At 48.3% G+C, this 16,436-nt stretch carries 16 protein-coding genes; 12 read left to right on the forward strand and 4 right to left on the reverse strand.

The genetic code is table 11. The features are described 5' to 3' along the window. Window positions 1-5 precede the first annotated feature (5 nt). From dnaB to AC58UW_RS18375, 3 genes are all read left to right on the forward strand, one after another. Entirely contained in the window at window positions 6-1,370 is a 1,365-nt protein-coding gene (gene dnaB, locus AC58UW_RS18365; protein ID WP_497422059.1) for a replicative DNA helicase, read from the forward strand. Between the two features lie 383 nt (window positions 1,371-1,753). Beyond that, entirely contained in the window at window positions 1,754-3,040 is a 1,287-nt protein-coding gene (locus tag AC58UW_RS18370) for an adenylosuccinate synthase (RefSeq protein ID WP_497422060.1), read from the forward strand. A 140-nt stretch (window positions 3,041-3,180) separates the two neighbouring features. Further along, complete coding sequence (locus tag AC58UW_RS18375; protein WP_497422061.1) at window positions 3,181-3,834, forward strand: hypothetical protein; 654 nt, start codon at window positions 3,181-3,183, stop codon at window positions 3,832-3,834. Between the two features lie 29 nt (window positions 3,835-3,863). Here the strand turns inward: AC58UW_RS18375 and AC58UW_RS18380 are convergent, their stop codons facing one another. Further along, complete coding sequence (locus AC58UW_RS18380; RefSeq protein WP_497422062.1) at window positions 3,864-4,127, reverse strand: hypothetical protein; 264 nt, start codon at window positions 4,125-4,127, stop codon at window positions 3,864-3,866. 311 nt (window positions 4,128-4,438) lie between these two features. Between AC58UW_RS18380 and AC58UW_RS18385 the strand changes: the two genes are divergently transcribed. The 6 genes from AC58UW_RS18385 to AC58UW_RS18410 all read left to right on the forward strand — a co-directional run bounded on the left by AC58UW_RS18385 (window position 4,439) and on the right by AC58UW_RS18410 (window position 11,704). Then, window positions 4,439-5,983, forward strand: coding sequence for a peptidoglycan DD-metalloendopeptidase family protein (locus AC58UW_RS18385; RefSeq protein WP_497422063.1), 1,545 nt, complete (start codon window positions 4,439-4,441; stop codon window positions 5,981-5,983). A gap of 134 nt (window positions 5,984-6,117) precedes the next feature. Continuing rightward, window positions 6,118-6,837: a response regulator YycF gene (gene yycF, locus AC58UW_RS18390; protein WP_497422064.1), complete on the forward strand. Its 720-nt coding sequence runs from the start codon at window positions 6,118-6,120 to the stop codon at window positions 6,835-6,837. 2 nt (window positions 6,838-6,839) lie between these two features. Then, window positions 6,840-8,672, forward strand: coding sequence for a cell wall metabolism sensor histidine kinase WalK (gene walK / locus AC58UW_RS18395; protein ID WP_497422065.1), 1,833 nt, complete (start codon window positions 6,840-6,842; stop codon window positions 8,670-8,672). Then, entirely contained in the window at window positions 8,669-9,958 is a 1,290-nt protein-coding gene (locus tag AC58UW_RS18400) for a YycH family regulatory protein (protein ID WP_497422066.1), read from the forward strand. Before walK ends, AC58UW_RS18400 begins: the two co-directional genes overlap by 4 nt. A 40-nt stretch (window positions 9,959-9,998) precedes the next feature. Then, window positions 9,999-10,823: a two-component system regulatory protein YycI gene (yycI, locus tag AC58UW_RS18405; protein ID WP_497422067.1), complete on the forward strand. Its 825-nt coding sequence runs from the start codon at window positions 9,999-10,001 to the stop codon at window positions 10,821-10,823. An 80-nt stretch (window positions 10,824-10,903) separates the two neighbouring features. Continuing rightward, window positions 10,904-11,704 carry an MBL fold metallo-hydrolase gene (locus AC58UW_RS18410; protein ID WP_477498439.1) on the forward strand — a complete coding sequence of 267 codons (801 nt, stop codon included), beginning with the start codon at window positions 10,904-10,906 and terminating at the stop codon, window positions 11,702-11,704. Here AC58UW_RS18410 and AC58UW_RS18415 read toward each other — a convergent pair. Further along, window positions 11,673-11,882: a hypothetical protein gene (locus tag AC58UW_RS18415; RefSeq protein ID WP_497422068.1), complete on the reverse strand. Its 210-nt coding sequence runs from the start codon at window positions 11,880-11,882 to the stop codon at window positions 11,673-11,675. The genes AC58UW_RS18410 and AC58UW_RS18415 overlap by 32 nt on opposite strands. Window positions 11,883-12,062: 180 nt before the next feature. On the opposite strand from AC58UW_RS18415, the gene AC58UW_RS18420 reads away from it, so the two are divergent. The 3 genes from AC58UW_RS18420 to rlmH all read left to right on the forward strand — a co-directional run bounded on the left by AC58UW_RS18420 (window position 12,063) and on the right by rlmH (window position 14,030). After that, window positions 12,063-13,286 carry a S1C family serine protease gene (locus AC58UW_RS18420; RefSeq protein ID WP_497422069.1) on the forward strand — a complete coding sequence of 408 codons (1,224 nt, stop codon included), beginning with the start codon at window positions 12,063-12,065 and terminating at the stop codon, window positions 13,284-13,286. Window positions 13,287-13,319: 33 nt separating this feature from the next. Then, window positions 13,320-13,487, forward strand: a complete 168-nt coding sequence (locus AC58UW_RS18425; protein WP_497422070.1) for a CxxH/CxxC protein — start codon at window positions 13,320-13,322, stop codon at window positions 13,485-13,487. A 63-nt stretch (window positions 13,488-13,550) separates the two neighbouring features. Continuing rightward, window positions 13,551-14,030 (forward strand): 23S rRNA (pseudouridine(1915)-N(3))-methyltransferase RlmH, encoded by a 480-nt coding sequence (gene rlmH / locus AC58UW_RS18430; RefSeq protein ID WP_497422071.1) that lies wholly within the window; start codon window positions 13,551-13,553, stop codon window positions 14,028-14,030. Window positions 14,031-14,221: 191 nt separating this feature from the next. On the opposite strand, the gene AC58UW_RS18435 is transcribed toward rlmH, so the two are convergent. Together AC58UW_RS18435 and AC58UW_RS18440 are read right to left on the reverse strand one after the other, a co-directional pair. Then, window positions 14,222-15,001 carry an isocitrate lyase/PEP mutase family protein gene (locus AC58UW_RS18435; RefSeq protein ID WP_497422072.1) on the reverse strand — a complete coding sequence of 260 codons (780 nt, stop codon included), beginning with the start codon at window positions 14,999-15,001 and terminating at the stop codon, window positions 14,222-14,224. Next, window positions 14,998-16,056, reverse strand: a complete 1,059-nt coding sequence (locus AC58UW_RS18440; protein WP_497422073.1) for a bifunctional transcriptional activator/DNA repair enzyme AdaA — start codon at window positions 16,054-16,056, stop codon at window positions 14,998-15,000. The genes AC58UW_RS18435 and AC58UW_RS18440 overlap by 4 nt, the downstream gene beginning before the upstream one ends. Window positions 16,057-16,436 lie beyond the last annotated feature (380 nt).

Genomic DNA, 16,436 nt, shown 5'->3' on the forward strand with positions numbered 1-16,436 from the left:
GTAGCATGAGCGGAGACAATATGTTTATGGATCGCGTACCCCCTCAAAATATAGAAGCCGAGCAAGCCGTACTCGGTGCAATTTTGATTAACAGCGACGCTTTAATTACCGCGATGGAACGGATTTCGAGCGACGACTTTTATCGGGGAGCGCATCAGCGCATTTTTGAAGCGATTGTTGAGCTAGCGGAAGATCAGGAGCCAGTCGACCTGATTACGCTAACATCGCTTTTGCAGAACAAGCAGCAGCTAGAAGAGATCGGCGGCGTTACGTATTTATCTGAGCTGGCGAACGCGGTGCCGACAGCTGCTAACATCGACTATTACGCGGCTATCGTCGAAGAGAAATCGATGCTTCGCCGTTTGATCCGCACAGCAACCCAAATCGTCACCAATGGCTACGCCAATGAAGACGATGTAGGGTCCATGCTGAGCGAAGCGGAGGCGAAGATTCTTGAGATCTCGCAGCGCCGCAGCTCAAGCGGTTTCGTGGTCATTCGCGATGTGCTCATGGAAGTATTCGAGAAAGTAGAGTCACTTTACTCGAATAAAGGCGGAGCCACAGGCATTCCCTCGGGCTTCGTTGACCTGGACAAGATGACCTCGGGCTTCCAACGCTCCGACTTAGTTATTCTGGCGGCGCGTCCTTCTGTAGGTAAAACCGCGTTTGCGCTGAACGTAGCGCAGAACGTCGGGGTACGCGCCAAGGAAACCGTCGCGATTTTCTCGCTCGAGATGGGCGCGGCGCAGCTCGTACAACGTATGGTCTGCGCCGAGGCGAACGTCGATGCGAACCGCATGCGGACGGGGTATCTCGAAGGCGACGACTGGGAGAAGCTGACGATGGCGATTGGCGCCCTCTCGGAAGCGAATATTTTCATCGATGATTCGCCATCGATTACGGTTGCGGATATTCGTGCGAAATGCCGCCGTCTCCAGCAGGAGAAGGGGCTCGGCATGATCCTCATCGACTACTTGCAGCTGATCGCCGGCCGCGGCAAAGGCGACAACCGTCAGCAGGAGGTCTCTGAGATCTCCCGTACGCTGAAGCAAATCGCGCGTGAGCTCAATGTACCGGTCATCGCGCTCTCGCAGCTCAGCCGGGGCGTTGAGCAGCGACAGGACAAACGTCCGATGATGTCGGACCTTAGGGAATCGGGTTCCATCGAGCAAGATGCCGACATCGTAGCGTTCCTATACCGGGACGATTACTACGATAAAGAATCCGAGAAGAAGAATATTATCGAGATTATCATTGCCAAACAGCGTAACGGTCCCGTTGGAACGGTTGAGCTGGCGTTCTTAAAGCAATTCAATAAATTCGTGAACATGGATCGGAGTCATCAAGAAGCAGCGGCCGGGCAATATTGACGGCCCGCTGCTTCTTTTCATGAGGTTAGCTAGGCGTAACTTCATAGTTTGACCAATATCCGAACGATTATACAGGAGCACTTATTATTGTTCGTTTTTCATTGACTTTGCTTAGGGGGACTGCTACACTAAAGACGGTGAAAAAAACCTTGTTCGTCTGCCTGCACGATTCGTTCTAAGCAGGGCAGCTTCGAGTTAAGGTCGTTTTTCATGCCGAAAGGTAGGTGCCCTTCCTGCAGATTACTGCCGAGGAGACCTAGTTCCTTCGGTGAGTAGTGGACGCTGAACACTTTAGTGCTTTAATGAAGTCCATTTTTTTCAGTGGTACGAAAGCCATAACGGCTCATTATGGGTGACTCGTCACCGTACGGAGGTAAGTGCATATGTCAACGGTTGTTGTTGTCGGAACGCAATGGGGAGATGAAGGGAAAGGTAAAATCACGGATTTCTTAGCGGAATCTGCTGAGGTTGTTGCTCGTTACCAAGGTGGTAACAATGCAGGCCATACGATCATTATCAGCGGGAAAAAGTATAAGCTGACGATGATTCCTTCCGGTATTTTTTACCAAGATAAAGCATGTGTTATCGGGAACGGTATGGTTATTAATCCCGCAGCACTCATTGAAGAAATTAACTACATTCATGATAATGGTTTTTCGACAAAAAATTTAAATATCAGTGATCGCGCGCATGTTATCATGCCGTATCATCTGCTGCTTGACGGTCTGGAAGAAGATCGTAAAGGCGATAGCAAAATTGGGACCACCCGCAAAGGGATCGGACCTTGTTATATGGATAAAGCAGCACGTAACGGGATCCGTATCGCGGATTTAATGGATGCTGAAGAGTTTGAATTGAAACTAAGACGCATCATCGCCGAGAAAAACGTGTTAATCGAGCAAGTATACGGTTCCACAGGTCTTGATGTAGAGCCGATTCTTAGAGAGTACCTCGCATACGCAGAGGTCATTCGTCCATACGTAACGGACACTTCTGTCGTTCTGAATGAGTACATCGATCAAGGTCGCAGAGTTCTGTTCGAAGGCGCACAAGGCGTTATGTTGGATATCGACCAAGGCACATACCCGTACGTAACATCCTCCAACCCAACGGCTGGCGGCGTATGTATCGGATCCGGTGTAGGTCCAACGAAGATCCACAACATCATCGGCGTAGCCAAAGCGTACACGACTCGTGTCGGCGACGGTCCGTTCCCGACGGAACTCGACAATGAAGTTGGCGCTTGGATCCGTGAAAAAGGCTTTGAGTACGGGACAGTAACTGGCCGTCCGCGCCGTGTTGGCTGGTTCGACAGTGTTGTCGTTCGTCACGCAAGACGCGTTAGCGGCATCACAGGCCTGTCATTGAACTCCATCGACGTTCTGACAGGGCTTGAAACGGTCAAAATTTGCACAGGCTACATGTACCGCGGCGAGCTTATCGAGCACTACCCGGCTAGCTTGAAAGCCATCTCCGAGTGTGAAGCTGTTTACGAAGAGCTTCCGGGCTGGACAGAAGATGTGTCTGGTGCGCGTACACTGAGTGATCTGCCTGAGAATGCAAGACACTATGTTGAGCGTGTTTCACAGCTGACAGGCATTCCAATCGCAATTTTCTCCGTAGGCCGTAACCGTGAGCAAACGAATTTGGTTCGTCCAATCTACGCTTAATCGAATCGAAATTAATACAAAATCCTCTAGGCTCATAGCAGCTTAGAGGATTTCTTTTTGTCTAAAGGGATTTAATGGACATGATTTCGTCAATACTGGGAAGGAGGGAATAGATTGAAGCGTCAGGAGTGATAGAGCGAATGAAAGTGTTAGCGTGGCTGGGCAAAATCGTCATAAGCAGTGTACTTATTACATCAATCACAATGTTTACGACATGGTATGTTGTAAACATGTATGTAGAGGATATATTTCGACAATATCAGATACCAGCCTTGGGTAAAAAGATTCAATTTAGTGATTTTACTGCAAGATTGGCCGGAGAGCTGAATATAGTTATGCGTAGAGACGGGGGGAAGCAAGCTGCCCCGGTGGATACACCAGCAGCTAAGCCTAGTCCTAGTCCCAGCCCGTCAGGAAGCGTACCTAGTTCTGGTTCGAGCGATCCCTTGCATTCGGACGCAGGAGCTTATGGAGCAACGGCTTCCCCAGGAGTAAAGGATGATGATGCCTTAGCCGTCATGGGGCGAGTAAGTGATGCAAACGAACAGAAGAAGGATCTTGTCATGTCGACCGAAGATTTCGCTAAGAAGAAAGAAGCGCTATCCAGCGACGATAAGATGAAAATATTTTCTCTTGTTGTTGCTAAGCTGCCGCAAAATGAGGTGCAGCATCTGTCTGTTCTGCTAGAAGACGGGATTACAACGGATGAGCTTAAGCAGGTCAATGAGACGCTCAAGAAATATTTAAACGAGACGGAATTAAAACAGCTGACAACTATCCTGAACAAGTACTAGCTTTCCTCATCCAGGACCATGGATTAGCCCTAATGGAGCTGTCCGCCGAATTTCATAATGGTATCTTCAGCTTGACGGTAGCGCGATTTCTCTACACAAACCGTGAGCGCGTAAGAGGGCTCAGCTGCCGAAAGGCTATCAACCGATTGAGTCAAACCGCCGGCAAAGTCATCCGTATGTGGCTCACCGCCATAATTGAATTTGATATCCAATACACCTTGAGATCTAAGGACTTCAGCTGTTTTCTCCATTGTAGACCGATCTGTGAACGTAGCTTCCAAATTAATTTCCATGCATAAGTTCCCCTTTCAAATTTTCACTCAAATTCGTCATTTCTCGTAATTGGGTGTAAATCTATTGGATTTATATACAAAAAAATGAAAATTTTACGTCTTCTTTTGGCGGTGGACACGAATCTATCACATGGAGATCGAGTATTTTGTTGAAATAAGCAGAGAAAGTGTGTTAAATTTAACAAAAGGTAGATATCCTCATGGATATTATGTCTAATCAAGGTTTATTTATGTATTTTGAAGTAATTAATCATTAGGTTGCCTTTGAATAATTACTTCATGGATGCAAAACCGTTCAAAGGGAGAAGATCATGACAGGTTTCAGGGGTATGCGCTTTGTTCAAGATCTCATCAAGAGATTCACGCCGAAGCGAGAAAGCTTGACCGGAAATGAATCAGTATCAGACAAGCAGCTGGAAGAAGTATCGACAACTACGACGCTAACGGTAATCAAACGACATAAATGGTCTCTAGTTCTGGGAGTTAGTGCAGTCGCGCTAACTGGCGCAATTACGTTTGCAGGTCATCAATATGTGCAAGCGAATATGGTAAATGTATATCACGTGATGCTCAATGGCGAAGAAATTGGCGTCGTGAGTGATAATAAATTGATTGATGAATATAAGCAGACAAGACCACAAGAAGTACAAAAGAATTTCCCAGATGTTCATGTCGTTCTCAAAACAAATGGCGTAACCTACACGCCTGAAAAGGCTTACAGTCCAGTAACGGATGATTCAGCTGTGATCGCCACACTTAATAAGGCATTAGTGCCCCAACCGGTCGGGGTCGAATTGAAGGTAGATGGGAATACTATCGCGATTGTGAAGGATCAGCAGACGGCCGATCAGATTCTTGAACAGGTCAGTGCGCCTTTTGAACCAAAAGGCAAAGAAACAGCTAAGGTTGCTGTTCTATCCTCAAGCCAGGGGCAGGATATTTCCACTGCGCCGTCAGAACTTGAGAAGGTGGAATTTGTTCAGCAAGTTGACAAAATAGAAGTCCCGATTGAGCCAGCAGATTTGGCTAAACCGGAAGATGTAGTGAAGAAGTTGACGACTGGCGATGTGACGCCTGCGAAGTACACAGTAGTTGAGGGAGATTGCGTCTCCTGTATCGCGAAGAAATTAGGAATTACGAAGCAATTCATCTATGATAAAAATCCTGGTCTTCAGGATGATAAGCTGAAGATTGGCAATCAGCTTGATGTAACGGTGCTTAAACCTAAACTGTCCGTCAAAACGACAGAAAAGATTGTGCAGAATCAAGAGATTCAGTACGATACGGAATATGTGAAAGATGATTCGCAACGCGTAGGCGTCGTTCAACCGATTTCTCCTGGGAAAAACGGGCTGAAGAAGGTGACGATCCAAGTGACGAAGGTCGATGGTTTAATGACCAACGAACAAGTAGTGGATGAAGAAATTATTGATAAACCCGTCACGGCGAAGGTGAAAAAAGGGACCAAAGTCGTTAAGGGTGAAGGCACAGGGAAATTCGCGTGGCCTGTCATTTCTCCAAGTATCTCCAGTACGTTCGGCGTGCGTTGGGGCAAGCTTCACAAGGGAATCGATATTACGGGTAACAAGAACATCATGGCAGCCGACAATGGTAAAGTAACCGAAACAGGGTATAAGTCAGATTACGGCAATTATGTGATTATTAATCATTTGAATGGTTACGAGACGTTATATGGCCACATGAGCAAGATTATCGCAACCGAGGGTTCAATCGTTGAAAAAGGCGATATCATCGGTATTATGGGAAGTACAGGCGATTCCACAGGCGTTCACTTGCATTTTGAAGTGCACAAAAGCGGCAGCTTGGAAAATCCGTTGAAGTATTTAAATCGTTAACTTACATAGAGGCAAGGTCAAACCGGACAATCCGGGGGCCTTGTCTCTTTTTAGTTGAATATATGATAAAATAGAGGGTAGTATGCAAGGAATAGGACGACTTCGCATTTATCATGGAGTAGGCGGTGGTAGGTTTGTTTGGGAAAATTCTCGTGGTGGATGACGAACAACCGATTGCAGATATTTTGAAATTTAATTTGGAAAAAGAGGGCTATCAGGTGATCTGTGCCTATGATGGCGGAAGCGCTGTAGAGCTTGCGTTCTCTGAGCAGCCCGATCTTATATTGCTGGACCTCATGCTTCCCGTGAAGGATGGGATGGATGTGTGCCGAGAGGTGCGATCGAAGCTGAACACACCGATCATTATGTTAACAGCCAAAGATACCGAGCTGGATAAAGTACTTGGCCTGGAAATGGGCGCGGACGACTATGTAACCAAGCCATTCGGTACAAGAGAGCTGCTAGCCCGGGTCAAGGCGCATTTACGCCGCCAGACGAAAGCGCAGTCGGCTCCGAGTGAGTCGGACACGCAGCGCAACGGGATGCGGATTCACGCTTTATTCATCGATAACGACATGTACATGGTGTATAAAGATGGGGTTCCGCTCGATCTAACGCATCGCGAATTCGAGCTGATTCAATACTTGGCCAAAAACTCCGGCAAAGTCATGACACGCGAACACTTGCTGCAAGCGGTGTGGGGCTTTGAATATTTCGGCGATGTGCGCACCGTCGATGTAACGATACGCCGGCTGCGCGAGAAGCTGGAGACGGACCCAAGCCGTCCAGAATACATTATGACGCGCAGGGGGCTTGGCTATTTGATGCGCAGTCCTAAAGCCGGAGGCTTCTAAGCATGAAGGGCATCCGCTTCTTTCAATCGATCCAAGCGAAGCTGATTATTGTGTATGTCCTGCTTATTTTGATTGCGATGCAGCTTATCGGGGTGTATTTCTACAAAACGGTGGAGACGTATTTCAAGAACGACTTCTTGGTTTCGCGCAACAGCCAGGTTACGCTGCTGGCCGGCTTCGTGGGTTCCTACCTTACAGGTGATCAGGACAGCAAGAACGCTGCCGAAGGCAAGAAAACGTACGCGGATTTGAACGAGTTCGTTAGCAATTTATTTTCGATTAATAATGCTGAAATTCAAATTATAGATGCCAACGGGAACGTCATTAGCACGTCAGTTCCCAATCATTTAAAGCAAAAAAATACGCAGCCGGAAGTCATCAGAGCGCTGCAGGGGATTAAGGACAACCAGCGGATCTTCACCGATGAGGATGGGTATCGGAAGGTCATCATTGCTAAGCCTGTGGGCAGCGGTGCACGTGTTCTGGGCGCTGTCTATCTGATCGCGTCCATGGAGGATGTCTATAAGACGATCCGGTCGATTAATCGCATCCTGATTTCGGGTACATTGATTGCGCTAGGGTTAACCGCCATTCTTGGTGTCATCCTTACAAGTACGATTACGAATCCGATCAAAGAGATCACGAGGCAGGCGACTGCGGTTGCCGAGGGGAATTTTGATCAACAGGTCATTATTCAAGGTACCGATGAGATCGGTCAGCTGGGTCATACGTTTAATTTCATGATGAATCGGCTCAGGGAAGCCCTTTCTCTCAATGAAGAGGAGAAGGAGAAGCTGGCATCCATCCTGACGAATATGAACGACGGGGTCATCGCAACGGATGATAAAGGGAATGTCATCGTCTTGAACCGCAGGGCGAAGCAAATTCTGCAGGCGGAAGAAGAGACGACAATCGGCCTCGATATCTCCAAGGTGCTCGGAATTCCGGACGAAACGATACAGGGGCTTCTTCAGGGAGAGGTACGAACGACGCTGCTCGATATTGAGCTTCCGGATGATGATGAGCAGCTGTCCGTACGCATCACGTTCACACCGATTCATCGCCGGGGAGAAGGGCAGAGCGGGATTATTGCCGTGCTGCAGGACGTAACGGATCAGGAGAAGCTGGAGCAAGCCAGACGCGAGTTCGTCGCGAACGTGTCGCATGAGCTGCGCACGCCGCTGACGACGATCAAGAGCTATCTAGAAGCGCTTGATGACGGCGCCATAGAGGAGCCGCAATTGGCTTCTCGCTTCATCAGCGTGACGCGCAGCGAGACAGAGCGGATGATCCGCTTGGTAACGGATCTCTTACATTTATCGAGGCTGGATTCCAAGCAGTCGATGATGAGTAAATCAACAACACTTGTGAGCGAGATGCTGGAGGAAGTGGCCGACCGGTTCTCTTTTCAGCTGCAGCAGCGCAAGATTGAGATTGTAATTCGGGTGGAGAAAGGCGTAACCGGCCTGCTGCTCGACCGTGACAAAATAGATCAGGTCCTCGATAACCTGGTGTCGAATGCGATTAAGTATACGGGTGATGAAGGCGCAATCCGGCTGGAGGCTCGGAAGATTGAGAAGGATATGCTGGAGATTTCCGTACAGGATAATGGTATTGGGATTCCGAAGAAGGATTTGACCCGTATTTTTGACCGTTTCTATCGTGTAGACAAAGCGCGTTCTCGGAATATGGGCGGTACAGGATTAGGGTTGTCCATTGCCCGGGAAATAGTCAAAGCACATGGGGGAACAATTAATTTAGAGTCCGAATTGGGACAAGGAACCCGTGTAGTGTTCACGCTGCCGATTCAGCAAGAGGAGGAAGATGAGCTATGATTGAGAGTTTAAAATCTATCGCGCTTGTCATCCTGATTGGTACCTCGCTGTATCAAAGCTTTTTGCTGGCGTCGTACAGTCCGCCTAAGATTGAGCCTATCCAACAAAGCAATTATGTGCAAACCGAGACATTGGGGAAGCAGGCAGAGCTGCAGGATATGCTTTTCCCGGATCAAATTATCGTCCATTTGGGCAATCAACAGCATTCCGTGCTGTATCCCAGCAATTATTACTATACAAGATTGCTCGATAACATTAAGCAGCGGAGCTTTAGGGGCTTCCGCAAGACGTCGATGTATTTGGTGAATGTGAACTGGGAAGAAGTTCGTAATAAACAGCAGGGCGTCGAGATCCGGTTCCGAGATGGCATTCCTTTCACCATTCTGCAGCAGGTGCTGCGAATTGAAGGCGAGCTGCCGGCTGATAACGACAAAGTGACGCGGATTTGGATTTACTCGAAAGGCAACAACGAAGATGTTCGCGCTTTCTTCTTTACGGATTCCCCGGGCGTAGGGTACGAGGTGATCGGGGCCGATTTTACAAGTAAAGACGTGGAAAATTTCGCAGCTTTCGGAGATATTACGAATCTATACAAGACGACGAATAGCGGTGATTACTATCTTCCGGTCAAGCCGCTCCGGCTGCCGAGTTTTACATTCAGTTACACCCAGCTTACGGCGGATCAATTGAAGCAAAGTCTGTTCGTAGATCCTGGCATCACCCGCTATCTCAAAGAGCGTGACGGTTCGGAAATCTACACGGATAGCAAACGCGGTTTTCAGCTTAATCGTGACCTGCGGTGGATTACGTACTCTGACCCTGTTGCTCCTGTGGAGAGCAAAAGTGAAGTGCTTGAGAACTTGCTGGCCGGCATTAAATTTATCAACCAGCATATCGGTTGGGATGGTAAATATATGGTGGCTCGTACGCCGCAGAAGCAGCTTTTTGACAATCAGACCTTTACGTTCCGTCAGTATTATGAATCGTTGCCGATTGTGACAGCGCAGCCCGAGGGCTATGGTTCTCTGAAAATGCAGGTGCAAAAGGGAATCATCTCCGGATTCGAACGGTCTATGATTATTCCTGATCTGAAGACAGCTCAGCGGCGTGATGGGGAATTATTGTCCGGTGACGTGTTAGAAGAACGGCTGCAGTATTATCAGCGACGGTCCAGTATCGTCTCTATTTTTCCTGCGTATCGTCCAGTTGTTTCGGAAAAGTTTCTCATGTTGGCTCCCGTATGGGCTTTGGAGCTGCGGGATGGCACGTATGATTTCATTGAATAAGTTCGATTAAGATTATCTTTATGGAAAGGTTGGTGAGATCATGAATTGGAGCAGGGCCAAAACGATCCTGATTTGTTCCTTTTTGCTGCTCAATATGATTCTTGGCTTCCAGCTGTGGTCCACCAATCGCTCCAATCAGACGGAAGTCGCGTTAGATACGTCAGGGACGATCGAAGAGCTGAATCGTGCGCTCCAGAGTAAAAATATTCGATTAGCCGATGAGTTGCCGACAGATGTCACGAAGCTGAAGGTTATTACGGTGAAATATGACGATAGCATAAAGCCTGGGGACAAGAAAGTGTTAAAAACGCCTCTAAGCATGAGCGCGCTGCTCGGCAAAGGAGCAAGCAAAGAAGTTCAAGCCCAGTCGGAAATTCCAAATTTTAATCTGTATCAGTTGGATTCGTCGGTAAGAACAAATGGTACTTATGTATTTAATCAGCTGTACGGCAAGCTTCCGCTTTTTGATGTGACGGTGGAGTTGAATGAGGAAAATGGAGAAATTACCAGTTACCGTCAAGCCTACGTTGAAGTAGAATCAGGAGTAGAACAAACGGAGCAAAAGCTGATTCCCGCTCAGCTAGCGGTACGCAGTCTAGTAGACAACTATTTAAGCGAAGGCTCAATTATTACGGAGGTCCGACTGGGTTATCATGGACAGCCGTACAACTCCCAGACGCAGCCGATGTTTCCGCACTGGCGGATTACGATTGATAATCGGGATATCTATTATCTGCAAGCGTTCAACGGCGCGGTGGAATCTCCGCAAAAAGGGGCGGATCCCGTTCCCTTTGGCACACAAGAGAGCGGTAAAAAGGAAAGTACAAATAACAACGGTGATAAGAGCACGCCAGATAAGAAGTAGAAGGTAAGCAACTTACATAAACAGCTAAGGTTCGTTGATAAAAAGCATGTGTACATGTATGCATAGAGGAGCAGGGTAGGATGGGTATGAGGTTTACAGTGCTGTCGAGCGGTTCGACGGGGAATGCGACGGTCGTCGACAATGGGGAGACCAAGGTGCTTATCGATGTGGGCTTCAGCGCGAAGAAGATGGAGGCGTTGATGAAGGAACGCGAGCTAGCGGCGAACACCATAGACGCTATTGTGATCACGCACGAGCATTCGGATCATATCAAAGGTTTAGGAGCGCTGGCGCGAAAATATGATTTGCCCATCTATGCGAACGAGAAGACATGGGTAGAATTGGATCGCCAGATTGGTGTGATTGCGGAAGAAAACAAGCGGGTTATGGAAACCGGCAGCATCGAAGAGTTCGGCACTCTGCGTGTGGAATCGTTCGGGATTTCGCATGATGCGGCGGAACCGGTGGGCTATTGCTTTTATGAAGGAGAGCAGAAGATAAGCGTTGTAACGGATTTGGGCTATATGAGCGAGAAAGTGAAAGAGAAGATTATAGATTCGGATGCTTTGGTGCTAGAGACGAATCATGACGTAGACATGCTGCGCGTAGGACACTATCCTTGGAGCATTAAGCGCCGTATTCTCGGGGATAAGGGGCATTTATCCAACGAAGCCGCGGGAGAAGCGCTCTGTGACGTGATGACGAATAAGACGAAGTCCGTCTATATGGCACATTTAAGCCGTGACCATAATTTAATGGATTTGGCCAGGCTAACGGTGAATAACATAGTACAAGAGCGCGCCCCTGAGTCTAAGCAGCTACGGTTAATGGATACGTACTTCGATCGATCTACGAAATGGGATGTATTGGATTCGGAGTAAGCGCGGCATCAATTTCCTTGGATTTGAGCTGTATTTCCTGCGGCGTGATCAAGCCCTTATCAATCAGTGTTTGAATGAGAGATGAAAGAACGAGGGATTGGTGGTAAAGGCTGTCCTTGAGGTCTGCGAGCTTCCCGATCATGTTGATTTCTTCCATATGGGATTGAATACGATTCATAATGTGCATTCTCCTTTGATTTTCTAATTTAAAGTTACTGTTAACTCTAGTAATTCCTTGAGAGATTTGGTTTACTATTATTATAGGCAAGAGCGGAACGAAACATTCCTATTTTTTGCAAATAAGATTCTGAGGCAAGAGCGGCATGACCCGCCCCCTGTCAACAAGGAGGGACACCCTGTGAGTTTGTTTGATGATGATTTCTATTCGACCAAAAGAACCAAGCAGCGCCAGCCTGTGTGGCGTCCTAAACGTTCAGGAGGATTAGCAGGCTTTACGGAACGTAGACGAAATGTGGCCCTTGTAGCGGGTGTAGGCGGGGCTTTATCGATGCTTTTGCTAGTTGGATTGGTTAGCGGTTTGGGTCAAAGTGAACCGCAAGCCGATGCGATAGCGATCCCAGCTGCAGTTGCGAGTGCAGAAACGCGTCCCATGAACGTCAACGACTCTGTCGTGGCAGCAACGGAGAAAATTAAGCCGGCCGTGGTCAGCGTGATCTCCTCCAAGAAGGATGATAAGGGCCAAGAGAGCGGGATTGGGATCGGATCGGGTGTCATTTTTTCCCGAAATGGCGATAAAGTGCGGATCGTGACGAATAGTCATGTTGTTGAAAATGGGAACCAGTTTGAAATCGTCAATTTTCAGGGCGAGCATCGCAAAGCTACGCTGGTCGGCCGCGACCGGATTACGGATTTAGCAGTTCTGGAAGCCGATGGTAAGGATATCAAGGTAATTGCGGAATTTGGCGACTCCGAGACGCTGCGCGCGGGTGAAATGGCGATTGCTGTCGGGAACCCCTTAGGACTTGGCTTCTCGCCAACCGTTACGCAGGGCATCATTTCATCGCCAAAACGAACGATTCCAGTTTCCTTATCCCGTGAGGGCACAGATTATGACTGGGAGATGGATGTCATTCAGACCGACGCGGCGATTAACCAAGGTAACAGCGGTGGACCCCTGGTGAATATCGAGGGCAAAGTGATTGGTATTAACTCGATGAAAATTTCAGATACCGGCGTCGAAGGATTAGGGTTCGCGATTCCTATTAACAGCGCGAAGCCGATTATCGATAGTCTGATCACGGATCACAAGGTCAAGAGACCGCTGATGGGCGTATCAACACAGGAATTGCAAGCTTTTAAAGGGACGGATGTATTAAAGCTGCCTGCAGATGTGAAAACTGGAGTTATCGTCTTCGAAGTGTCTGGACCTTCCAAGGATGCGGGTCTCAAAGCGCAGGATGTCATTGTGCTGTTGGATGACCGGAAGATTGATAGCACGATCACCCTGCGTAAATATTTATACAATGAGAAGCACATCGGTGATAAAGTGAACGTCACTTATTATCGCGGCGGCAAGAAGATGAATGCGGTGGTCACTTTAGTGGAAGCGACCGATAAATAAGATATAGAAACATTGCGGATGAGAGGTAGTTGCATGCACGTAGTTTGTAAAGATCATGTAGAAATCGCGATTGATGAGTTTGTCGATGAATTTGAGGAAGCGCCGGACGTTGTGGATTTGCAGAAAACCCACTTCGCGAACTGGGAGCCTCCTTCACATTGTGAGCATTGCCAGGAGTTAGCGCGATTTCTAGTTGTATGAGGAAGGCTGATGCCTTCCTTTTTGTTTTGGTTGGAGTGAATAGAAGAAGGGATGTTTCGTTATATGCAGATTCAGATATTAACGGTTGGGAAGTTGAAGGAGCGCTATCTGGTGGATGGGATCGCGGAGTACGTTAAGCGCCTTGGGCCTTATGCCAAGGTGCAAATGATCGAGGTGCCGGATGAGAAGGCACCGGAGAACATGAGCCCTGCTGAGGAGCAGCAGGTGCGGGATCGTGAGGGCGCGCGTCTGTTGACTGCGCTGCGTCCGGATGTGTACGTCGTGGCGCTGGCCATCGACGGCGAGATGTGGTCGAGCGAGCAGCTGGCGGGCTCGCTCGATAAGTTGGCCACCTATGGACGGAGCCAGGTGGCCTTCGTGATCGGCGGCTCGCTGGGGCTCTCGAGCGAGCTGCTGCGCCGTGCGGATATGCGGCTGAGTTTTGGCCGCATGACGCTGCCGCACCAGCTGATGCGGCTGGTGTTGGTGGAGCAGATTTATCGCGCTATGCGGATAAATCGGGGGGAACCGTACCATAAATAAGGGCAAGTTTTTTTGTGGAATTCCTTGCGGGGCATGGATTTGTAATCGAATTCCAGTTCAATGCCTCGAAGCTTTTGGCCTTGCTGTACGGCTATCTGCTTCACTATGGTCTGTATTAGGGTCTTCTGCGTTTCGACTGGAGAGGTCTGAAGAAGCCCGTTGAAGTCGCTGAGTGCTTTGTGTGTTTATGTTTAAAATTCCTGCAAGGCTAGAGCTCTAATGCTGGCTTGTTTTAGCGCACCCATTAACAGCAAGTAAGGATGTGGACCGTAGCTAATGCGAGCAACACCTAATGCGGCCAGTCTATGGAGAGAAGGCGACTCCGGGGAGATCATCACGTTAACGGGAATCGGGGATTGCCGGCACAAGATCTCGATGAGCTGTTCATTGCACAGACCTGGCACGAAGAACCCGTGAGCGCCAGCTTCCGCATAGACGTGTGCCCTTTGGAGGGCAGCTTCTACATGTGCTTCATTGTGCTCACTTGCAGAGAATTGGAAGAATATATCAGTGCGAGCGTTGATAAAAAGAGGAATCGATGTATGTTGGGCGGCATCTCGCACAGCTGCGATACGCAAGGCGTGCTCTTCTTCGGAATAAAGTCGAGATCCATCGATCCACTGATCTTCGATATTGATACCTACTGCTCCGCACTCGATAATCTTTTTCACGTTCTCCTTGACGATTTCTGGAGACCGACCATAGCCGCCTTCTATATCAATCGTAATGGGTAGATCCACGTTATTATAAATCCGCTGAAGATTCGACAAAACAAGGTCGAAAGGGAGCGCCTCGCCGTCGTCGTATCCATGCGCAGCCGCTACTGACCAACTGCCGGTAGCAATGGCCTGAGCACCGGCTTGTTGAACGGTCCGTGCGCTTCCGGCATCCCATGCGTTGACGAGAATGAGCGGGCTGCCGCTTTTATGCAATTCATGAAAATTCCTTGCTTGCTCAAGTTGATTTTTCATTTGTTTGATGTCCCTCTTTTCTCATGATTCAGAAGCCATTCTTTGCGTGCAACGCCGCCTCCATATCCTCCGAGCTCGCCGTCGGAGTTGATCACACGGTGACATGGAATGACAATCGCCAATTGATTGGCGCCGTTCGCTTGCGCTACTGGTCGATAAGCAGTCGGTTTGCCAAGTGCCAGCGCGATGTCAGCGTAGGAACGTGTTTCTCCCGCTGGAATTTGTCTTAATTGATCCCATACACTCTGCTGAAAAGGCGAGCCTATTAGATGTAGCGGAGTCGTCCATTCAGTTAACGTACCCTCGAAATATAGAGTGAGTTCTCGTTCTATCGATTGAATAGGTACTGTTTGTCCGGGAATAATTGCTGCTTTCATTCTTTTCCTTAGCCGCTCAACTTCGCGTTCTAATCCTCTGCGGTCTACGAACTCCAAGAGATACAGTTCGCTTTCGTCCGCTACGGCTACCATGGGGCCGAGCTGCGTGTCCAGCCACGCTGCTTTGAGAATTCGGCTATCGTCCAGACGCGTAGGAGGCGCGCCCATGATGCGAGAAAATGCGTCTCTGAATCCGCTGCTGGAATCGTAACCTGAAGCTAATTGCGTGTTAATAATTTTTTCCCCCGATCGGATGCTCTTCAAGGCCAGTCCCATTCGACGGGCCCTGGCGTATTCAACGAATGTCATACCGAAGCGCTTCTTGAACTGACGGCGTGCAGTAGACTCGTCGATAGACAAAGCCCTGAAATCTTGCTCCTTCCAGCGCTTCTCCGGGTTCTGCTCAACCGCGTCGACGAGGAGTCGGACGATATCCGAGACTTGATTCGGATGGGACAAGGGACGGCAACGCTGACAGGGACGGAAGGAAGCTAGAAGCGCCTGCTGCGCTGTCTCGTAGAATTCGCAGTTATTGTATTTTGGTTTCCTCGCCGGACAAGTCGGTCGGCAAAACACGCCGGTAGACGTGACGCCCACATAGAAAACACCTTCGTATTCGGATTTTTTCTCAACAAGCGCTTTATAATATTCGGCTTTTCGTTCCTGGTTATCGATCATGTTGACACCTACAAATTAAGAATAAGTTTATTATACCCTGCGCTTACGACTTCCGTAGCCGAAAATCAGGCATCTATTTTAAAGAAAGAGCCATCCCTCTAAGGATGGCATTAAAACTTGCCGTTACAGATAGCGCGGTGAGCCGTATCACAAATAATAAAAAGTAAGTAAATGATTATAAACAATGCTAATCAAATTAAATTAAAGGATACTTATGTAAGAATCGTGGAGGAATTATATGGAGACAACATGCTGACACCTTATAATTGCAGGGATAGAGTTAGTAAGTTTGGTCCTCTTTTTAACAGCTTGTCACTTTATATGGACAAATATAGATGATTGAAAACTATCCAATGGACCGTTAACATCAATCTACATTT

The sequence above is a fragment of the Paenibacillus sp. J22R160 genome, from assembly GCF_059692135.1.

Excerpts from the sequence above, each read along its gene's own strand:
- rlmH (WP_497422071.1), top strand. The coding sequence starts at position 13,551 with ATGCAGATTCAGATATTAACGGTTGGGAAGTTGAAGGAGCGCTATCTG.
- AC58UW_RS18425 (WP_497422070.1), top strand. The coding sequence starts at position 13,320 with ATGCACGTAGTTTGTAAAGATCATGTAGAAATCGCGATTGATGAGTTT.
- AC58UW_RS18370 (WP_497422060.1), top strand. The coding sequence starts at position 1,754 with ATGTCAACGGTTGTTGTTGTCGGAACGCAATGGGGAGATGAAGGGAAA.
- AC58UW_RS18380 (WP_497422062.1), bottom strand. The coding sequence starts at position 4,127 with ATGGAAATTAATTTGGAAGCTACGTTCACAGATCGGTCTACAATGGAG.
- AC58UW_RS18440 (WP_497422073.1), bottom strand. The coding sequence starts at position 16,056 with ATGATCGATAACCAGGAACGAAAAGCCGAATATTATAAAGCGCTTGTT.
- AC58UW_RS18435 (WP_497422072.1), bottom strand. The coding sequence starts at position 15,001 with ATGAAAAATCAACTTGAGCAAGCAAGGAATTTTCATGAATTGCATAAA.
- yycI (WP_497422067.1), top strand. The coding sequence starts at position 9,999 with ATGAATTGGAGCAGGGCCAAAACGATCCTGATTTGTTCCTTTTTGCTG.
- AC58UW_RS18385 (WP_497422063.1), top strand. The coding sequence starts at position 4,439 with ATGACAGGTTTCAGGGGTATGCGCTTTGTTCAAGATCTCATCAAGAGA.
- AC58UW_RS18375 (WP_497422061.1), top strand. The coding sequence starts at position 3,181 with ATGAAAGTGTTAGCGTGGCTGGGCAAAATCGTCATAAGCAGTGTACTT.
- AC58UW_RS18415 (WP_497422068.1), bottom strand. The coding sequence starts at position 11,882 with ATGAATCGTATTCAATCCCATATGGAAGAAATCAACATGATCGGGAAG.
- dnaB (WP_497422059.1), top strand. The coding sequence starts at position 6 with ATGAGCGGAGACAATATGTTTATGGATCGCGTACCCCCTCAAAATATA.
- AC58UW_RS18410 (WP_477498439.1), top strand. The coding sequence starts at position 10,904 with ATGGGTATGAGGTTTACAGTGCTGTCGAGCGGTTCGACGGGGAATGCG.
- AC58UW_RS18400 (WP_497422066.1), top strand. The coding sequence starts at position 8,669 with ATGATTGAGAGTTTAAAATCTATCGCGCTTGTCATCCTGATTGGTACC.
- walK (WP_497422065.1), top strand. The coding sequence starts at position 6,840 with ATGAAGGGCATCCGCTTCTTTCAATCGATCCAAGCGAAGCTGATTATT.